At 57.0% G+C, this 16,964-nt stretch carries 16 protein-coding genes; 4 read left to right on the forward strand and 12 right to left on the reverse strand.

Going from position 1 to position 16,964, the window contains the following annotated elements; translation table 11 throughout:
* Window positions 1-8 precede the first annotated feature (8 nt).
* Together FHC49_RS22580 and FHC49_RS22585 are read left to right on the forward strand one after the other, a co-directional pair.
* A complete protein-coding gene (locus FHC49_RS22580) occupies window positions 9-3,152 on the forward strand; it encodes a CusA/CzcA family heavy metal efflux RND transporter (protein WP_220440901.1) in 3,144 nt (1,047 codons plus the stop codon).
* A gap of 48 nt (window positions 3,153-3,200) precedes the next feature.
* The gene (locus FHC49_RS22585; protein ID WP_220440902.1) at window positions 3,201-3,839 is read left to right on the forward strand and encodes an NAD(P)H-binding protein; all 639 of its coding nucleotides are present in this window, start codon (window positions 3,201-3,203) and stop codon (window positions 3,837-3,839) included.
* A gap of 24 nt (window positions 3,840-3,863) precedes the next feature.
* Here the strand turns inward: FHC49_RS22585 and dolP are convergent, their stop codons facing one another.
* Genes dolP through FHC49_RS22605 form a run of 4 tightly spaced genes read right to left on the reverse strand, consistent with a single transcriptional unit; the run spans window position 3,864 to window position 7,484 of the window.
* Window positions 3,864-4,439 carry a division/outer membrane stress-associated lipid-binding lipoprotein gene (gene dolP / locus FHC49_RS22590; protein WP_185667843.1) on the reverse strand — a complete coding sequence of 192 codons (576 nt, stop codon included), beginning with the start codon at window positions 4,437-4,439 and terminating at the stop codon, window positions 3,864-3,866.
* A gap of 9 nt (window positions 4,440-4,448) precedes the next feature.
* Window positions 4,449-5,039: a DnaA initiator-associating protein DiaA gene (gene diaA, locus FHC49_RS22595; protein WP_035891056.1), complete on the reverse strand. Its 591-nt coding sequence runs from the start codon at window positions 5,037-5,039 to the stop codon at window positions 4,449-4,451.
* 16 nt (window positions 5,040-5,055) lie between these two features.
* Window positions 5,056-5,445 (reverse strand): YraN family protein, encoded by a 390-nt coding sequence (locus tag FHC49_RS22600; RefSeq protein WP_220440903.1) that lies wholly within the window; start codon window positions 5,443-5,445, stop codon window positions 5,056-5,058.
* Entirely contained in the window at window positions 5,403-7,484 is a 2,082-nt protein-coding gene (locus FHC49_RS22605; protein ID WP_220440904.1) for a penicillin-binding protein activator, read from the reverse strand. The genes FHC49_RS22600 and FHC49_RS22605 overlap by 43 nt, the downstream gene beginning before the upstream one ends.
* Window positions 7,485-7,546: 62 nt before the next feature.
* On the opposite strand from FHC49_RS22605, the gene rsmI reads away from it, so the two are divergent.
* Window positions 7,547-8,410, forward strand: coding sequence for a 16S rRNA (cytidine(1402)-2'-O)-methyltransferase (gene rsmI, locus FHC49_RS22610; RefSeq protein ID WP_035891050.1), 864 nt, complete (start codon window positions 7,547-7,549; stop codon window positions 8,408-8,410).
* Window positions 8,411-8,492: 82 nt separating this feature from the next.
* Here rsmI and kbaY read toward each other — a convergent pair whose 3' ends face one another.
* The 8 genes from kbaY to kbaZ form a co-directional block, all read right to left on the reverse strand.
* A complete protein-coding gene (kbaY, locus tag FHC49_RS22615; protein ID WP_185667846.1) occupies window positions 8,493-9,371 on the reverse strand; it encodes a tagatose-bisphosphate aldolase subunit KbaY in 879 nt (292 codons plus the stop codon).
* Between the two features lie 12 nt (window positions 9,372-9,383).
* Entirely contained in the window at window positions 9,384-10,538 is a 1,155-nt protein-coding gene (locus FHC49_RS22620; RefSeq protein ID WP_185667847.1) for an SIS domain-containing protein, read from the reverse strand.
* A 301-nt stretch (window positions 10,539-10,839) separates the two neighbouring features.
* Complete coding sequence (gene nagA, locus FHC49_RS22625) at window positions 10,840-11,973, reverse strand: N-acetylglucosamine-6-phosphate deacetylase (protein WP_220440905.1); 1,134 nt, start codon at window positions 11,971-11,973, stop codon at window positions 10,840-10,842.
* Window positions 11,970-12,404, reverse strand: coding sequence for a PTS galactosamine/N-acetylgalactosamine transporter subunit IIA (agaF, locus tag FHC49_RS22630; RefSeq protein ID WP_185667850.1), 435 nt, complete (start codon window positions 12,402-12,404; stop codon window positions 11,970-11,972). Before agaF ends, nagA begins: the two co-directional genes overlap by 4 nt.
* 15 nt (window positions 12,405-12,419) lie before the next feature.
* On the reverse strand, window positions 12,420-13,298 hold the full coding sequence (gene agaE / locus FHC49_RS22635) for a PTS N-acetylgalactosamine transporter subunit IID (RefSeq protein WP_185667851.1): 879 nt from the start codon (window positions 13,296-13,298) through the stop codon (window positions 12,420-12,422).
* Window positions 13,288-14,067: a PTS N-acetylgalactosamine transporter subunit IIC gene (agaW, locus tag FHC49_RS22640; RefSeq protein ID WP_185667852.1), complete on the reverse strand. Its 780-nt coding sequence runs from the start codon at window positions 14,065-14,067 to the stop codon at window positions 13,288-13,290. Before agaW ends, agaE begins: the two co-directional genes overlap by 11 nt.
* A 10-nt stretch (window positions 14,068-14,077) precedes the next feature.
* Complete coding sequence (gene agaV, locus FHC49_RS22645; RefSeq protein ID WP_185667853.1) at window positions 14,078-14,551, reverse strand: PTS N-acetylgalactosamine transporter subunit IIB; 474 nt, start codon at window positions 14,549-14,551, stop codon at window positions 14,078-14,080.
* Between the two features lie 19 nt (window positions 14,552-14,570).
* Entirely contained in the window at window positions 14,571-15,866 is a 1,296-nt protein-coding gene (kbaZ, locus tag FHC49_RS22650) for a tagatose-bisphosphate aldolase subunit KbaZ (RefSeq protein WP_185667854.1), read from the reverse strand.
* A 250-nt stretch (window positions 15,867-16,116) separates the two neighbouring features.
* Between kbaZ and FHC49_RS22655 the strand changes: the two genes are divergently transcribed.
* Window positions 16,117-16,932, forward strand: coding sequence for a DeoR family transcriptional regulator (locus FHC49_RS22655; protein WP_185667855.1), 816 nt, complete (start codon window positions 16,117-16,119; stop codon window positions 16,930-16,932).
* Window positions 16,933-16,964: the final 32 nt, after the last annotated feature.

Raw genomic sequence — 16,964 nt, forward strand, 5'->3', positions numbered from 1 at the left:
AGACGGTGATGATTGAATGGATTATCCGGCGCTCGGTCGCCAACCGTTTTCTGGTGATGATGGGCGTGCTGTTTTTGAGCCTCTGGGGCGGCTGGACCATCGTCAACACGCCGGTGGATGCGCTGCCGGATCTCTCTGACGTACAGGTGATCGTCAAAACCAGCTATCCGGGGCAGGCGCCGCAGATTGTTGAGAATCAGGTGACCTACCCGCTCACCACCACCATGCTGTCGGTGCCGGGCGCGAAAACGGTGCGCGGCTTCTCGCAGTTTGGCGATTCCTACGTGTACGTGATTTTTGAGGACGGCACCGACCTCTACTGGGCGCGTTCGCGCGTGCTGGAGTACCTCAACCAGGTGCAGGGTAAGCTGCCGCAGGGCGTGAGCTCGGAGATTGGCCCAGACGCTACTGGCGTGGGCTGGATCTTTGAATATGCGCTGGTGGACAAAAGCGGTAAGCACGACCTTGCCGAACTGCGTTCGCTGCAGGACTGGTTCCTCAAATATGAGCTGAAAACCATCCCGAACGTGGCGGAAGTGGCTTCCGTTGGCGGTGTGGTGAAGCAGTATCAGGTGCAGGTCGACCCGATGAAGCTCGCCCAATACGGTATCAGCCTTAGCGATGTGAAGCAGGCGCTGACCACCTCCAACCAGGAGGCGGGCGGTTCATCGGTGGAGATGGCCGAAGCGGAATATATGGTACGTGCCACCGGCTATCTCAAAAGCCTGGAGGACTTTAACCATATCGTCCTGAAGGCTGAAGCGAACGGCGTACCGGTCTACCTGAAAGACGTGGCGCGGGTGCAGGTCGGCCCGGAAATGCGCCGCGGTATCGCTGAAATGAACGGCGAGGGTGAAGTGGCGGGCGGCGTGGTGCTGCTGCGCTCGGGTAAGAACGCCCGTGAAGTGATTTCGGCGGTGAAAGAGAAGCTCGCCTCGCTGCAAAAAAGCCTGCCGGAAGGGGTTGAGGTGGTCACCACCTACGACCGCAGCCAACTGATTGACCGGGCCATCGACAACCTGCGCTCGAAGCTGATTGAAGAGTTTATCGTGGTGGCGGTGGTCTGCGCGCTGTTCCTCTGGCACGTGCGCTCGGCGCTGGTGGCGATCGTCTCGCTGCCGCTGGGCTTGTGCATCGCCTTTATTGTGATGCATTTCCAGGGGCTGAACGCCAACATTATGTCGCTGGGCGGGATCGCCATTGCTGTCGGCGCGATGGTGGATGCGGCGATCGTGATGATCGAAAACGCCCACAAGCGGCTCGAACACTGGCAGGAGGCGCATCCTGATGAGCCGATGGATAACGCTACCCGCTGGAAAGAGATCACCGATGCGGCGGTGGAAGTGGGGCCTGCGCTGTTTATCAGCCTGCTGATTATCACGCTGTCGTTTATCCCGATCTTCACCCTCGAAGGGCAGGAAGGGCGCCTGTTTGGTCCGTTGGCGTTTACCAAAACCTACGCCATGGCGGGGGCGGCGGCGCTGGCAATCGTGGTGATCCCTATCCTGATGGGCTTTTGGATCAAAGGTAAGATCCCGGCGGAAGCGCGCAACCCGTTGAACCGTTTCCTGATTGCGATCTACCACCCGCTGCTGCTGAAGGTACTGAAATGGCCGAAGTTCACCTTGCTGGTGGCACTGCTGTCAATCTTCACCGTGCTGTGGCCGCTTAGCAAAGTGGGCGGTGAGTTTCTGCCGAAAATTAACGAAGGTGACCTGCTGTATATGCCTTCGACGCTACCGGGAATTTCGCCGGGGCAGGCGGCGGTGCTGCTCCAGCAGACGGATAAGCTGATTAAGACAGTGCCGGAAGTGGCATCGGTGTTTGGTAAATCGGGGAAAGCGGAAACTGCGACCGACTCTGCGCCGCTGGAGATGATTGAAACCACCATTCAGCTCAAGCCGCAGGATCAGTGGCGGCCGGGGATGACGCTCGACAAGATTATCGACGAGCTGGATGCCACCGTGCGGCTGCCGGGGCTGGCGAACCTGTGGGTGCCGCCGATTCGTAACCGTATTGATATGCTCTCCACCGGGATTAAGAGCCCGATTGGGATCAAGGTTTCCGGTACGTCGCTGGCAGATATTGATGAAGCCGCCCAGCGTATTGAAACGGTGGCCAAAACCGTGCCGGGTGTGGTCTCTGCGCTGGCTGAACGGCTGGAGGGCGGGCGCTATATTGACGTTGATATCAACCGCGAGAAAGCCGCGCGTTACGGTATGACGGTGGGCGATGTGCAGCTGTTTGTCTCGTCGGCAATCGGCGGGGCGACGGTGGGGGAAACGGTGGAAGGCGTGGCGCGCTACCCTATCAATATCCGCTACCCACAGGGCTTCCGCGATGGCCCGACGGCGCTGCGTCAACTGCCGATTCTGACGCCAGCGAAGCAGCAAATCACCCTTGGCGACGTGGCGGAGGTGAAGGTGGTTTCCGGCCCGACGATGCTGAAAACCGAGAACGCGCGTCCGGCGAGCTGGATTTACATTGATGCCCGTGACCGCGACATGGTCTCCGTCGTGCATGACCTGCAAACGGCGATTAGCCGCAGTGTAACCCTGAAGCCGGGCACCAGCGTGGCGTTTTCCGGGCAGTTTGAGCTGCTGGAACATGCCAATAAGAAACTCAAGCTGATGGTGCCGATGACGGTGATGATTATCTTCATCCTGCTCTATCTGGCCTTTCGCCGGGTGGATGAAGCGCTGCTGATTCTGATGAGCCTGCCGTTTGCGCTGGTGGGCGGTATCTGGTTCCTCTACTGGCAAGGGTTCTATATGTCGGTGGCAACGGGAACTGGGTTTATCGCCCTGGCGGGGGTGGCGGCGGAGTTTGGTGTGGTGATGCTGATGTATCTGCGTCATGCGATTGAAGCCGAACCGCGGCTGCAAAAGGCTGATACCTTTAGCCCGCAGGCGCTGGACGAGGCGCTGTATCATGGGGCCGTGCTGCGCGTGCGGCCAAAAGCGATGACGGTGGCCGTGATTATTGCCGGGCTATTGCCCATACTATGGGGAACCGGGGCCGGTTCCGAAGTGATGAGCCGCATTGCCGCACCGATGATTGGTGGCATGATCACCGCGCCGCTGCTGTCGCTGTTTATCATTCCGGCGGCCTATAAATTGATATGGTTGCATCGCAACAGACGCAGCCGATAAGGTAGTCCGGCGCCGCTTCGCGGTGCCGGGAAATACACGGAGCTTCCCATGCACCACGTCCTCATTACTGGTGCCACCGGCCTTGTTGGTGGGCACTTACTTAATCTGCTTCGCCGGGAGTCACAGGTGGAATCCATCGTCGCGCCTACGCGCCACCCGCTGGAACACGCCTTTGGGATCGTCAACCCGCACGACCCGGATCTCAGCGCGGCGCTGGCGAAGGTTACCTCGCCCGTCGATACCGTTTTCTGCTGCCTTGGCACCACAATCCGCGACGCGGGCTCGAAGGCTGCTTTCAGCCACGTCGATTACGATCTGGTGCTGGAAACCGCCCGCTCCGGCCTGCGGCTGGGCGCACAGCAGCTGCTGGTGGTCAGCGCGATGGGAGCAAACGCGAACTCCCCCTTTTTCTACAATCGGGTGAAGGGGGAAATGGAAGCCGCGTTGATAGACCAGGGCTGGCCGCAGTTGGTTATCGCGCGACCTTCAATGCTGCTCGGTCAACGCGGTAAACCGCGCCTGAACGAGCGCCTGTTGGCGCCGCTGTTTAGCGTGCTGCCGGGGAACTGGAAGGCGATTGAAGCACATGATGTGGCAAAGGCGATGCTGAGTGCGGCAAGGCACCCGGGAAATGCGCAGGTTGAGATTCTATCGTCGCGTAAGCTGAGGGAAATCGCCCGGCAGTGAACCTGCCGGGCAAGGTGTGAGACGTTATTGAATTGGGGTGAACGCGGTGGTGACGCGCTTCACGCCGCTCACGCGGCTGGCGATATCGGCCGCGGCTTTACCTTCGCGGTCGGTGACCAGACCCATCAGGAATACTTCACCATTTTCGGTCGTCGCCTTCACGTTAGAGGATTTCACCTGATCGCTCGCCAACAGCTGGGAGCGGACTTTGGTGGTAATCCAGGTATCGGAAGACGAGGTACCGAGGCTAATCGGCTGGCCCTGGCGAATTTCGTTATACACTTCGGTTGCGCCATCAACGCCAACGGCGATCTGCTTCGCACGGGTGGCGAGGCTCAGATCCGGCGTCTGACCGGTCAGCAGCACTTTGCCCTGGTAGGCGGTCACGTTAATGCGCGTCTCTTTCTTAATTTGCGCATCTTTAGACAGGGCGCTGTTCACACGAACCTCCAGCGTGCTGTCATCCACCTGAGTTCCCACCGTGCGGGGGTCAGTTGCGGCCTTGGTACCGACTGCAGCCGTGCCGACAACGGCAGCAGCAATACATCCCTGGAGCAGCATTGCGGAAATAAGGACCGCGAGGGTCGAAATCACCTTCATTTGTTCTCCTTAGTCGTCCTGGTGTGGGAAAAGGGTGTTATCAATCAAATCACACAGACAGTTTACCGTGAGCATGTGCATCTCCTGGATACGGGCGCTGCGGTGCGATGGAATGCGGATTTCCACATCCTGTTGACCGAGTAGGCCCGCCAGTTCACCGCCGTCATAGCCGGTCAGGGCGACGATGGTCATGTCACGCGTGACAGCCGCTTCTACCGCTTTGACGATATCGCGACTGTTACCACGGGTTGAAATAGCCAGCAGAACATCACCAGCGTGACCCAGCGCACGCACCTGCTTGGCATAGATTTCATCATGCAGGCGATCGTTCGCTATTGCCGTTAAGACCACATTATCGGAATTAAGTGCAATCGCGGGTAAACCGGGACGCTCTGTTTCATAACGGTTAATCATGCAGGCAGCAAAATGCTGTGCGTTGGCGGCGGATGAACCGTTACCACAACAGAGAATTTTGTTGCCGTTCAGCAGCGACTGTACCAGGGTCATCGCAGCTCGGGAGATAGCGTCCGGGAGCGCTTCTGCCGCGGCGATTTGGGTTTGAATGCTTTCGGTGAAGCACACTTTGATTCTTTCGAGCACGATATCCCTTTACATTCTATGAGCTAAAAGCGTTTGAAAACCATTCGATTTCATTGCCAGTGAAGGCTATCACATCGAAACGGCAATCCACAGTGTCAAAACTCCCATTGTGGCGGGCAAGCCACAAGCGGGCAGTCTGTAACAGTTTGTTTTGTTTGCTCCGGGTCACACTGGCGGCGGCACCGCCGTAAAACCCCGAGCTGCGATAGCGAACTTCCACGAAAACCGTGACCGTCCCTTCCCGCATTATCAAATCAATTTCGCCGCTGCGCTCGCGCACGTTGGCGGCGATAAACGCCAGTCCTTGGCCTTCAAGCCAGCGACGCGCGCGCTGTTCCGCGGCGTCGCCAACCTGTTTTGTCGTTAACTGGCGGGGACTACCTGCCCCTGCTGGTATTTGAGCCATGATAACTTCCTGTTAATCACGCAGTCCTGGGTGGCGCTGAGATCGCCGGTATTGCCGTTCAGCTCAAAGCCCGGCACGCCGCGCATCTGCGCGAAGTGGTTAGCCAGCGCCCAGGCATCCGCGCCCATGGCGTACAGACGCGCCAGTGAATAGTCATTGTTCACCGCACGCAGCGCCTGCTGCATCAGCGCCGGGTTACTGCCAGCAAGCATGGGGATTTCGCTGTACTGCAGGCCTTCCATCTCCAGACGGAAATCCGGGCCAGCGGTGCCCTGTGCGCTGCGGGAGCTGGCGTACAGCATTGCGCCGCTCTGGCTACCGTTACGCATCGCAATCATCGGTTTGATAAAGGCGATCTCTTCCGGGGTTGCCAGAATATAGGCCGCGTCTACCTTGTTGCTGCCGGTGATTTGCGCGTCGGTCGGTGCGGCTGGAATGGTCAGGTTACCGATGGTGACGCCCTGCGGCTGAGACTGCGCGGAGATAACCGGGGTGCCGGACAGCGAGATACCGGAACCGCCGTTCACGCCGCCTTTCAGCTCGGACAGGGAGCCAAACTTCTGCTGTAAGACCGTACCGCCACCGATTTTGTGCCACTCGTCGGCGAAGGCCTGGGTGACGCGATCGCCGAGGGCGTTACGTGGCACCAGCAGCAGCGGAGACTGTTTGCCCTGGTCATGAATATGACGCGCCGCATCGCGGGCTTCATCTTCAGGCGACAGCGCGAAGTAGCAGATGTTAGCACGGTTGCTTACCGCTTCCGGCTGGTTCAGCGCCAGCACGTTCAGCGTGGTGTTGCTTTTCATCAGCTCTTCAACGTTGTTTTTCAGCAGCGGGCCAACCACCAGGCTGACGCCGTCCTGCTGCGCCTGTGCCAGAATCTGGTTCAGCGGCTGGGAAGAGGTGTCGTAGATTTTCAGCTCTGCCGATGGGTTTGCCGCTACGCTCGCGACGGGCTGCACTGCCGGTGTTTGAGCAGGAGCCGCCTCGGCCGCCGGTGCCTGAGCCGCAGGCGAGGCGGCGTTGTTGGCCTGCGCGGCCTGAACAGGAGCCGCTACTGGCGCCTGGCTTTGCGGCGTAGTCAGGTCGGCCACTTCAGCCTGAGATGGGCTAACCACGGCGGCGGTCGCTGCCTGCGCGACCTGTTCCGGTACCGCGCTGCCGCTCACTGGCATGGTGCCGTTCTTCGCGGCTTCAAAGCCTTGCTGGATGGTACGGCCAAACACCGCTGCCTGGCCGTTTAACGGCAGCAGCAGGGCGATTTTGTTGACCGACGCCGGCTTAAAGTTCTGCACGTTCGCCAGCTGTGATGGCAGCACTTTCGCGCCTGGGTTCTGCGGATAACGAGTCTGCCAGTCTTTAATACCGGCTTTCAGCATATCAGGATCGTTGCGGTTATCGAACCAGACGCGCTGCAGATCGAGCCAGCCTTGCAGCACGTTTTCATCCGCATTGATCACCAGCGCGTTGGCCTGCTCCTGGGTCATGGAGGAAAGCGCCTGCCAGGTGGCGTCGCTGTTTTGCTGTCTTTCCGGCTGAGTGGTCAGCAGCGGTGCCTGGGCAATCAGGGCACGCAACAGCGTCAGGGACGGTTTACCCTGCTCGGCGCTGATGGTGTCCTGCCAGAAACGCGCCTGCAGCGCACTGTCGAAATCATCAGCTTTCAGCTTTTGCAGCAGCGCCTGTGCGCCAGCGTAATCTTTCTGCGCTAGCTTCAGTTCAACCGCTAACAGCGCCTGTTCCTGACGCTGGGCTGCGTTCAGTTGCTGCGGCAGCTGATTGAACAGCTCCAGCGCCTGCTGGCTCTTGCCTTCCTTCAGCAATGAACGAATGGCGAGTAATTGCCAGTTGGTCTTGCTATCATTCGAGCTTTGCTGCATCTGCTGCAGATAAAAGCCGGAGTCAGCCTGCGTCGCGCCCTGAAGTTGGGCTGCACTCTGATCGGGGGCCTGGGTGCCACAGCCTGCAAACAGCAGCGCTGCCAGGACGACCGGCAGACAGCGCGCGGCTTTCATACGAGAAAATGTTGAGGGTACCATTCTGTATCCAGTAATATTTTTTACGCAATGCTCAATATTAAATCGGCAATACGGACGAAACAATGAAACAACACGAATCGGCGGATAATTCTCAAGGCCAACTCTTTATTGTACCTACTCCTATCGGAAATTTGGCTGATATTACCCAACGAGCGCTCGAAGTATTGCAAGCTGTTGATTTAATTGCGGCTGAAGACACCCGTCATACAGGTTTATTGCTGCAACACTTCGCCATTAACGCCCGTTTGTTTGCCTTACACGATCACAATGAGCAACAAAAAGCGGAAACGCTGGTGGCGAAACTGAAGGAAGGGCAGAACATCGCGCTGGTTTCTGACGCCGGAACGCCGCTTATCAACGACCCTGGCTACCATCTGGTGCGTACCTGTCGCGAAGCGGGTATCCGCGTGGTGCCGCTGCCGGGCCCATGTGCGGCGATTGCTGCCCTGAGCGCTGCCGGTCTGCCGTCGGACCGTTTCTGCTACGAAGGCTTCCTGCCCGCTAAATCTAAAGGTCGTCGCGACACGCTGAAAGCCATCGAAGCCGAGCCGCGTACGCTGATTTATTATGAATCCACCCACCGTCTGCTCGACAGCCTGGAAGATATGGTCGCCGTCTGGGGTGAATCCCGCTACGTGGTGCTGGCGCGCGAACTGACCAAAACCTGGGAAACCATTCACGGTGCGCCGGTAGGCGAACTGCTGGCATGGGTGAAAGAAGATGAAAACCGCCGTAAAGGCGAGATGGTGCTGATTGTAGAAGGGCACAAAGCGCAGGAGGACGAACTGCCTGCCGACGCGCTGCGCACCCTGGCGTTGTTACAGGCTGAACTGCCACTGAAGAAGGCGGCGGCGCTGGCGGCGGAAATCCACGGCGTGAAGAAGAATGCGTTGTATAAGTATGCGCTGGAGCAGCAGGGGGAGTAGGTAAAAAGCCTGAAAACCTGCGCAATATAGAATCTGAAATACAAAAGGGGCTCGGTATTTCCGGGCCCCTTTGTATCAGCGCTTAGGCCGTAGCCGCTACGCCCGTCTGAATTCTCTGCGCCGAGCCGCAGACGTTGATTTTGTTTCTGACCACTTCCTTCATCGCATCCATCCCCACTCGCATGTAGTAGCGCGGATCGTTACCTTCCGGGTTCTCAGCAAACCACTGCTTCACCGCATCAGCAAAGGCGATTTTGAGTTCGGTCGCGACGTTAACTTTGCAGATGCCTAGCTCAATTGCCTGGCGAACAAACTCGTCGGGAACGTCGCTGGCGCCGTGTAGAACTAGCGGAACATCGACCACCTTGCGGATCTCTTCCAGGCGCTTGAAATCGATTTTCGGGCGCTTGGTGTAAAGGCCGTGGGCGGTGCCGATGGCGACGGCCAGGCTGTCTACGCCGGTCATCTCAACGAAGCGGCGCGCTTCTTGTGGGTCAGTAAAGAAGGCGCTCTCTTCATCGACATTCATATCATCTTCTACACCGCCAAGCCGCCCCAGCTCTGCTTCAACGCTGCAGTCGTTGTGGTGGCAAAAATCGACCACGGATTTCACCAACTGTACGTTTTCATCAAACGGGTAGTGGCTACCGTCAATCATTGCACTGCGTACCCCCGCGTGCACTTTGCGGCGGATATCGGCCAGCGATTCGTGGTGATCGAGGTGCAGAGCCAGGGGAAAATCGTAGCTGGCGGAGTAGGCTTCGCACAGCGCGTAGATCTCTTCAAAGGCAATGTGCTTAAAGGTCCCTGGCGTACCGGCGAGGATCACCGGGGATTGCATTTCGTTGCACACCTCAAGGATCGCCTGGATCGTTTCGGCGTTGTGGATGTTAAACGCGGGAACCGCATAGCCCTTTGCCTGGGCGTCCTGGAGCAGGTATTTCGTAGAAATAATAGCCATGATTCAATCCTCTTAGCCGCGCCATGGGTGAATGTTGACGCCCTGTACCACGCGGTTAACCGTGCCGCTAGCGGAAGGCGTGTCCGGCGTGATGCCGGCGTTGATGGACTCCGACAGCGCAAAAATCTGGGCGTACATCAGGAAACAGAAAGCCTGCTCGACGTCGCTAAATGGACGCGACGGCGGCAGAAGAATGTGAGGGCCCGCGCCGATTGCCTCGTCGGCATCGGAGGCAATGGCCACTACACGCATCGCGAGCTGGTCACGGCGCAGTTCTGCCAGCAGATCCAGATCGTACTGGCGCGTGTAAGGATGGCTGGAGACAAACATTACGATCAGCGTTTCGCTATCGACCAGCGATTTAGGGCCATGACGGAAGCCGGTAGAGGAGTCATAGAATGCGGCAATTTTACCGGCGGTTAACTCCAGCACTTTCAGCGCGGATTCACGCGCGGTACCCTGCAGGCCGCCGCTGCCCAGATAGACAATGCGTTTCCACGACTGCTGACCGAACACGCCCTGCGCGCCGTCTCCCAGTTCGTTCAGGATGGTCCGGCAGCGTCTGGCGACATCTTTGAAGGTATGGCTGTTAATCACGTCAGCGGCGAAGACTGATAGGCAGCTTGCCATCATGGTGGTGATGCTGCTGGTCATGGCAAAGCCACGGTCGTGGGTTTCGGCAGGCATCAGCAGCACCAGCGCGTTAGCGCTCTGGCGAGCATTCAGATACAGGCTGCCCGCTTCGTTGCAGGTGATCACCAGGTGGTAACACTCAGGAACCAGCTGATTGACCAGATCGACTGCCGCGACGCTCTCAGGGCTGTTGCCCGAGCGGGCGAATGACACCAGCAGAAGCGGGCCTTCGGTTCTCAGGTAATCCAGCGGGTTTGACACCAGATCGGTGGTGGGGATCGAACGAAAATCTTTACCGCTATGATGGCTGAGCCACGGGGCGATCATATCGCCAATAAAGGCTGAGGTGCCTGCGCCAGTGAGGACGATCTGCAGATCGCGGCGATTTAACAGCGGAGCAAGAAAGTTGTCGATCGACTGACGGGTGCTATCGATCTGCGCCAGAGAACGTAGCCAGCTATCAGGCTGCTGATGGATTTCTTCTTCAGTCCAGGAACGGGTTCTGGTGCGAGACGGGGTGTAGGTTTCTGACATAACGCAATCCTTAATCGTATGAACTCAGCATCAGAAGGTGGTGCTGCTCATGTTTATCTTTCGTTTCGTTTCATTTTAATGCTTTCTTGGTTGATTAAAATCTACAGAAAAGAAATCGAAAGTTCAATCTGGAAAATAAAAATAAAACGAAAAATTAGAGATGGGAGCAATTTTTGTTTTATTTATTTTTATTATTCAATGCGTTACATTTTTATTGGTAGAGGGTTTTGATTCTGACAAGAAAGGAAAAGAAAGATCCCCGCGGGGCGGTGCAGGGACCTTTACGTTAGACAATGAAAGGTTAAAGGTTTAGCGGTGTGCCTTTGAGCCAGATTTGTCGTACCTGAAGCTGGGCGTTAAGCGCAATCACATTCGCCTGCTTTCCGACGGCAATCGACCCAAGGTGGTCATCCACGCCGAGGAGCTGCGCGGGATGCAAAGAGGCCATACGAATCGCCTCTTCTGTGCTGATGCCAGCCATCTCCACCATATTTCTGACCGCGGCATCGACCGAGAGCGTACTGCCAGCCAGGCCACCGGAGGGTGTTCGCACAATGCCATTGCGCATCTCGACGTCGTAACCGCAGATGTCGTATCGCCCGTCGGGCATTCCGGCTGCCCGCATTGCATCGGTGATTAGCACCGTGCGCTCCGGGGCGCAGTGAGCGCATAGCCGTATGGCCGCCGGGTGCACGTGGTGCCCGTCGGCAATCAGTTCAAGCCAGGCGCGAGAATCGGTCAGGCCCGCGCCGACCATACCGGGCTCCCGGTGATGCAGACCGGTCATGCCGTTAAAGCAATGCACCAGCCCATCCGCACCGGCATCAAAGGCAGCAACGGTCTGCGCGTGGGTAGCGGCGCTATGGCCGAGCATCACGCGAACGCCGCGCCGCTTCAGATGTGCGATGGCCTCCAGCGCTCCGGCTTTTTCCGGCGCCAGCGCGACCACTCGAAGTGTGTTTTGCGAGTGGGCAATCAACCTATCCAGCTCGTGGGTGTCCAGCTCGCGAAACAGTTCGGGTGGGTGTGCGCCCTTGTTCTGGGGTGTAAAGTACGGCCCCTCCAGGTAGCTTCCCAGCACTATCGCTCCCTTGCCCCCCGTTTGCATGCGCAGGGCGATTCGCCCCAGCGCACTTTCGATAGCAGGAAGCGGGGCCGTGACGGTAGTGGGTAGCCAGGCACCGACCCCCTCGCAGGCTTTGTGTATCGCCAGCGTCTCCAACGTGCGTGGATCGTCATCCATCACATCTAAGCCTGCACCGCCGTGAACGTGGAGGTCGAGATAGGCCGGACACAACAGGTCAGCGTCACGGGTGGTTATACCGGCTGGAATCGGCGTAATTTGCGCTATCTGACCCTCAACGAGATGGATCTGATGGTCGTCCAGCCAGCCGCTTTCGCTCAGTACCCTGCGTGCGCGCAGCACCTGAGTCATATGCCTTCCTCTACCGCAACTTCTTCGCGGCAGTTTTTTAGCTCATCGACCAGACTGGTCAGCCCGCGATGCCCGCACTCTAGCGCCTGAAGCCTAAACGCCGTGCTGCTTAACCCTTCACGTTCCAGCACCATTTCCAGTAGCAGTTGGAGATTGGTCCCGGTGATCACTTCGCTGCCCGGTTTCTGCATGGCGAGCGTCGATGCCACGCGGAAAGGCGTTCCGCCTAATAAATCGGTCAGAAAAACGATATCCTGCTGAGAGTCTAGCTGAGCCATCGCGGCTTCCAGTTGCGACGTGAGCAACGCGGTCGTTGAGGCTTCGGGAAAATCGATAGCGATAAACTGCGGCTGCTCGCCCAGGATCTGTTTCATCGCTTGTTCCAGACCGGTCGCGAAACCACCGTGCCCACAAAGAATAATGCCTAACATTGTGACCTCTTTTACTTACAGGAAATGGGCAAACTTGCCGACAACGCCTAACAGCACGGTGATCCCAATCAGACGCAGCGGGCTCCAGCCACGACGTACCAGCCAGAACATGGTCATGGTGTAAACCAGCGGCAGGAACGCGGGCATCAGTTTATCAATCACGTCGGTCTGCAGTTTGACGACGGCATCCCCGGCGGTAATCTCAAGCGTCGTGGCTAAGCGAACGTAGGTGGCAACCAGTGCGCCAATCACCGTCATCCCAACGATAGATGCCGCATGGCCGACCTTCTGGGTGTTCGCCTTAATTAACGGGATCGCGGCGACCCCCATGCGATAAGCATAGTGGGCAAGGCCAAAGCGCAGGCCCAGGTGCACGATGTTGAACATCACAATAAAGACCACGGCCCCCAGAATGGATCCCTGAAGCGCCAGGCTTGCGCCAATACCGCCGCAGATAGGCAGCAACGTGAGCCAGAACATCGCATCACCGATGCCGCCTAACGGTGCGCCGACCGCGATTTTGGTGCTTTGAATACTGTTAACGTCCTGCTTGGAACGCTCCATCGCCAGAATAATGCCGATAACAAAGGTGACCAGGAAAGGGTGGGTGTTGAAGAATCCCATATGTCCTTTCATGGCGCGCGCCAGGTCGCGTTTATTGGTGTGGATCTTTTTCAGGGCCGGCAGTAGGCCATACAGCCAGCCGGATGCCTGCATACGTTCATAGTTAAAAGAGGCCTGCAGCAGCATGGAACGCCAGGCCACACGGTTGATGTCTTTGCGCGTTAGCTCAGCGCCAATGGACTGATCTTCATAGACGTTTTCGTTTACGCCGCTCAGCAGCGTCTCTTCGCTTTCGGCAACATTCGGCAGGGTGGTTTGATTAGATGCCATCTTCAAATTCCTCTTTCTGTGCCTGAGACACTTTAGGTTCCGGGTTCTTGCGCAGCAGATCGATCATCGCCATCGCCAGCGCGGCAGCGGCAATTGCCAGTACCGGCAGCTTGAGCCAGGCAGCGGCGACAAAACCGATGATGAAGTAAGGGATGTAGACGTTTTTCATCATGATTTTCAGCAGCACGGCAAAGCCGATCGCCGGCATGATGCCGCCCGCCACGCCGAGGCCATCGATCAAACGCTCAGGCAGAACGCTCATCGCGGTTTTGGCATGCTCCGCGCCGAAGTAAATCGGTAAAAAGGCGCATAAGAAGTAGAAGGTGCCTAACGCTAACAGCGCCAGGTAGTTAACGCGTTCAATGCCCTGAGTATCCGCGTTTGAGGCCATGCGGTCACAGCGTGACATGACGCCCGACATGACTGAAAACAGGAAAGTAATCCCCATCTGTACCGCGACGGCAAACGGCACGGCAACGCCAACGGCGACGTCGGGCTTCACTCCGGTGGTAATGGCGAACGTGGTGCCAACGATGGTACCGATAATAACGTTAGGCGGTTGTGCGCCGGCAAGCGGTGCCAGGCCCATCCAGACCAGCTCCAGCGTCCCGCCGGTCAGAATACCGGTATGCAGATCGCCGAGAATCAGGCCGACCAGCGGCCCCAACACCACAGGGCGATGCAGGTGCGTCAAACCGTTAAACATATCCAGGCCTGCGATAAAGGCGAGGATGCCTAGCGCAAATGCCTGTAGTAAGTTGATTTCCATCGCAATTACCTCAGATAAGTTTATAGAGATCTAACGCGGGTTCGGTGGGAACGCCCTGGACGAAGCATTCAACGCCTTCGGTTTTCAGCCCGTTGAACGCCTGGGTATCGTTAGCATCAATAGAGACCGTTTTGGCGATTTGCTTTTTGCCTTCGGCATAGTGCATGTTGCCAACGTTGATGCGTTTAACCGGTACGCCGCCTTCAACCAGCGTGAGGAAATCAGCTGGATTTTTGCAGACCAGTAAGATTTTCTGACGATCTGCGGCGCGGTGAATGTTGTCGATCACCTTCTGCAGCGTCCAGAAACGGACGGCGATCCCTTCGGCCAGCACCATCTCCATCAGGTTTTGCTGTACGGAGTCTTCTGCGACCTCATCGTTGGCAACGAGCACCAGGTTTGCCCCCGCAAACCCTACCCACTGCACCCCGACCTGACCGTGAATCAAACGTTCATCAATACGGCTTAACACAATGTTCGGCATAGCATTTTCCTCTTAATCGTTATTCGCTATCGGATTTGTCGCCCTGACAGGCGGCGTGGTACTGGCGTAAAACGTCCTGAATATGGTCGATAATGAGCGCGTGCGGCGTGGCGCTCAGGCTCCCTTCACGGACTCTGGCGTACTGCAAAGGGAGATACTGGCTTATCAGCGGCAGTGGAATCGGGGTATCCGCCAGATTGCGTACCAGCCGTTCGTAGGCGCTGTCGACCTGAGTATCAGGCCAGTAGTAGCGCATGCGGTCTGAGTAGCTATAGCTCCGTGCCAGCCGACGTGTATTGCTGTCGCCGTGGTAGTGGCTCTGCCAGTATTCGGGACGGTCCTGCATGACGTTTTCCAGCTCGCGTCGCAGACCGGAAATAGCCTTAGCAGGCAGCAACTCTTCTTCAATTCCTGCCAGTGAGAACAGCGCTTCGCGCAGAGCGAAGGTGAGTGCCGGGCCGACTTTCAGAATGGCAAAATGGTCAATCACCAACTGGCGAAGGGCGTGCGGCGTTTGATAGTCGGTGGAGTGTGCTTCAAAGACCATCGCGGGGTGAGATTCCACCATTTTGCTCAGCGCCACGGCTTTTTGCGGCTGATAGTCAATGACGTTGGTGTGATCGAACTCAACGCCGGGCTGAACTACTAAGGCGACGATACGCGGCCAGAGGTCAGCAAGCCCTTGCGCTTCAAAAGCATGATGATGGGCTTGCAGCGTGGCCTGCGCCGCTTCCGGCGTGGTGACGGCAAGTTCAGTGAGCGCTTCATGCGCGCCGCCCGGTACCGGAACCTCGGTGCCAATGACGTACACGAGGTCAGCGTGACCAAAATGCATTTTGCAGGTAGCTTCGGCAATGGCGGCGAGTCGCGCGGCGCGTTCTGCGACGATGGCATCGGTCAGCGGGACGGGGTCGTCAGCGCAGGACATGCTGCAATCAAGGTGGATTTTTTTGAATCCGGCGGCCACATAGCTTTTGATAAGCTCATCGGCATTGGCCATTGCCGTGGCGGCAGGCAGCGTTTGCCAGCGGTTTGGGCCGAGGTGATCGCCGCCGAGAATCAGCTGTTCGCGCGGCAACTGTAATGTATCAGCGAGTTGATGAACGAAACGGTGAAAATCAGCGGGCGTCATACCGGTATAGCCGCCAAACTGATCGACCTGGTTGGAGGTGGCTTCAATCAGTAATGGGCTGTGGTTTTGCAACGCCAGGCGCATTGCGGATTCCAGCACCAGCGGATGCGCTGAACAAACGGCGTAAATGCCCTTTGCGTTCCCCCGTTTGTGTTGTTCCACCATTTCTATGAGATGTTTCACTTTCCTCTCCGTATTCGATGGTTTTAATTTTTATCTTTCGTTTTATTTCACTTTATAGTGCATTACGTCATTTAAAAAATAAAACGAAAGGTTTTCATTTTCCGATCTGTTTCACAAAAGAAACGTAATGAAAGATTTGTATGGCCGATGATACGGGGCAAGTGCCATTTCTTGCGCTTGCAATCTGCTAAAAGAAAGGCGTTAATAGAACAATCGAAATGAAACGAAAGATTGGATTAAGGGATTCATTATGAGCAGCACGGATTCGTCCGCAGAAAAGCGCATCACAGGCACCAGTGAAAGGCGTGAACTCATTATTCAGCGCTTGCGCCAGCAAGGAAGCGTACAGGTTAACGATCTTTCCACTCACTTTGGCGTATCTACCGTCACTATCCGTAACGACCTGGCGTTCCTTGAAAAGCAGGGGATTGCGGTGCGTGCCTACGGCGGAGCGTTGATCTGTGACGGCAGCCAGCCTGGAAATGAGCCTTCGGTTGAGGATAAAAGTTCGCTGAATACCGCGATTAAACGACGTATTGCTGAAGCGGCGGTTCAACTGATAAAACCGGGGCATCGTATTATCCTCGACTCGGGGACCACCACGTATGAGATCGCGCGTCGCCTGCGTCAGCATACGGACGTCATTGCCATGACGAACGGTATGAACGTAGCTAATGCGCTGCTGGATGCCGAGGGCGTTGAGCTGCTGATGACCGGCGGACATCTGCGTCGTCAGTCACAATCGTTCTATGGCGATCAGGCGGAGCAGTCGCTGCAGAATTACCATTTCGACATGCTGTTCCTTGGCGTGGATGCTATCGACCTTGAGCGTGGGATCAGTACCCATAATGAAGATGAGGCGCGGCTGAATCGCCGGATGAGCGAAGTCGCAGAGAAGATCATTATCGTCACCGATTCCAGCAAATTTAACCGCTCCAGTCTGCATAAGATTATTGATATGCAGCGCGTGGATATGATCATCGTCGACGAAGGTATTCCGGCGGAAAGTCTGGAAGGGCTGCGCAAAAGCGGTATCGACGTCACGCTGGTGGCGGCATCGGAATAAAAAAACCGGGATAGCGGTGGTGCTATCCCGGT

This window comes from Kluyvera sp. EC_51 (genome assembly GCF_019584505.1).
In the GTDB taxonomy this organism is placed as follows: domain Bacteria; phylum Pseudomonadota; class Gammaproteobacteria; order Enterobacterales; family Enterobacteriaceae; genus Kluyvera; species Kluyvera sichuanensis.

Bases quoted from the DNA above. Each gene is read 5' to 3' on its own strand.
- FHC49_RS22580 (WP_220440901.1), top strand. From the start codon at position 9: ATGATTGAATGGATTATCCGGCGCTCGGTCGCCAACCGTTTTCTGGTG.
- FHC49_RS22585 (WP_220440902.1), top strand. From the start codon at position 3,201: ATGCACCACGTCCTCATTACTGGTGCCACCGGCCTTGTTGGTGGGCAC.
- dolP (WP_185667843.1), bottom strand. From the start codon at position 4,439: ATGAAGGTGATTTCGACCCTCGCGGTCCTTATTTCCGCAATGCTGCTC.
- FHC49_RS22600 (WP_220440903.1), bottom strand. From the start codon at position 5,445: ATGGCTCAAATACCAGCAGGGGCAGGTAGTCCCCGCCAGTTAACGACA.
- FHC49_RS22605 (WP_220440904.1), bottom strand. From the start codon at position 7,484: ATGGTACCCTCAACATTTTCTCGTATGAAAGCCGCGCGCTGTCTGCCG.
- rsmI (WP_035891050.1), top strand. From the start codon at position 7,547: ATGAAACAACACGAATCGGCGGATAATTCTCAAGGCCAACTCTTTATT.
- kbaY (WP_185667846.1), bottom strand. From the start codon at position 9,371: ATGGCTATTATTTCTACGAAATACCTGCTCCAGGACGCCCAGGCAAAG.
- FHC49_RS22620 (WP_185667847.1), bottom strand. From the start codon at position 10,538: ATGTCAGAAACCTACACCCCGTCTCGCACCAGAACCCGTTCCTGGACT.
- nagA (WP_220440905.1), bottom strand. From the start codon at position 11,973: ATGACTCAGGTGCTGCGCGCACGCAGGGTACTGAGCGAAAGCGGCTGG.
- agaF (WP_185667850.1), bottom strand. From the start codon at position 12,404: ATGTTAGGCATTATTCTTTGTGGGCACGGTGGTTTCGCGACCGGTCTG.
- agaE (WP_185667851.1), bottom strand. From the start codon at position 13,298: ATGGCATCTAATCAAACCACCCTGCCGAATGTTGCCGAAAGCGAAGAG.
- agaW (WP_185667852.1), bottom strand. From the start codon at position 14,067: ATGGAAATCAACTTACTACAGGCATTTGCGCTAGGCATCCTCGCCTTT.
- agaV (WP_185667853.1), bottom strand. From the start codon at position 14,551: ATGCCGAACATTGTGTTAAGCCGTATTGATGAACGTTTGATTCACGGT.
- FHC49_RS22655 (WP_185667855.1), top strand. From the start codon at position 16,117: ATGAGCAGCACGGATTCGTCCGCAGAAAAGCGCATCACAGGCACCAGT.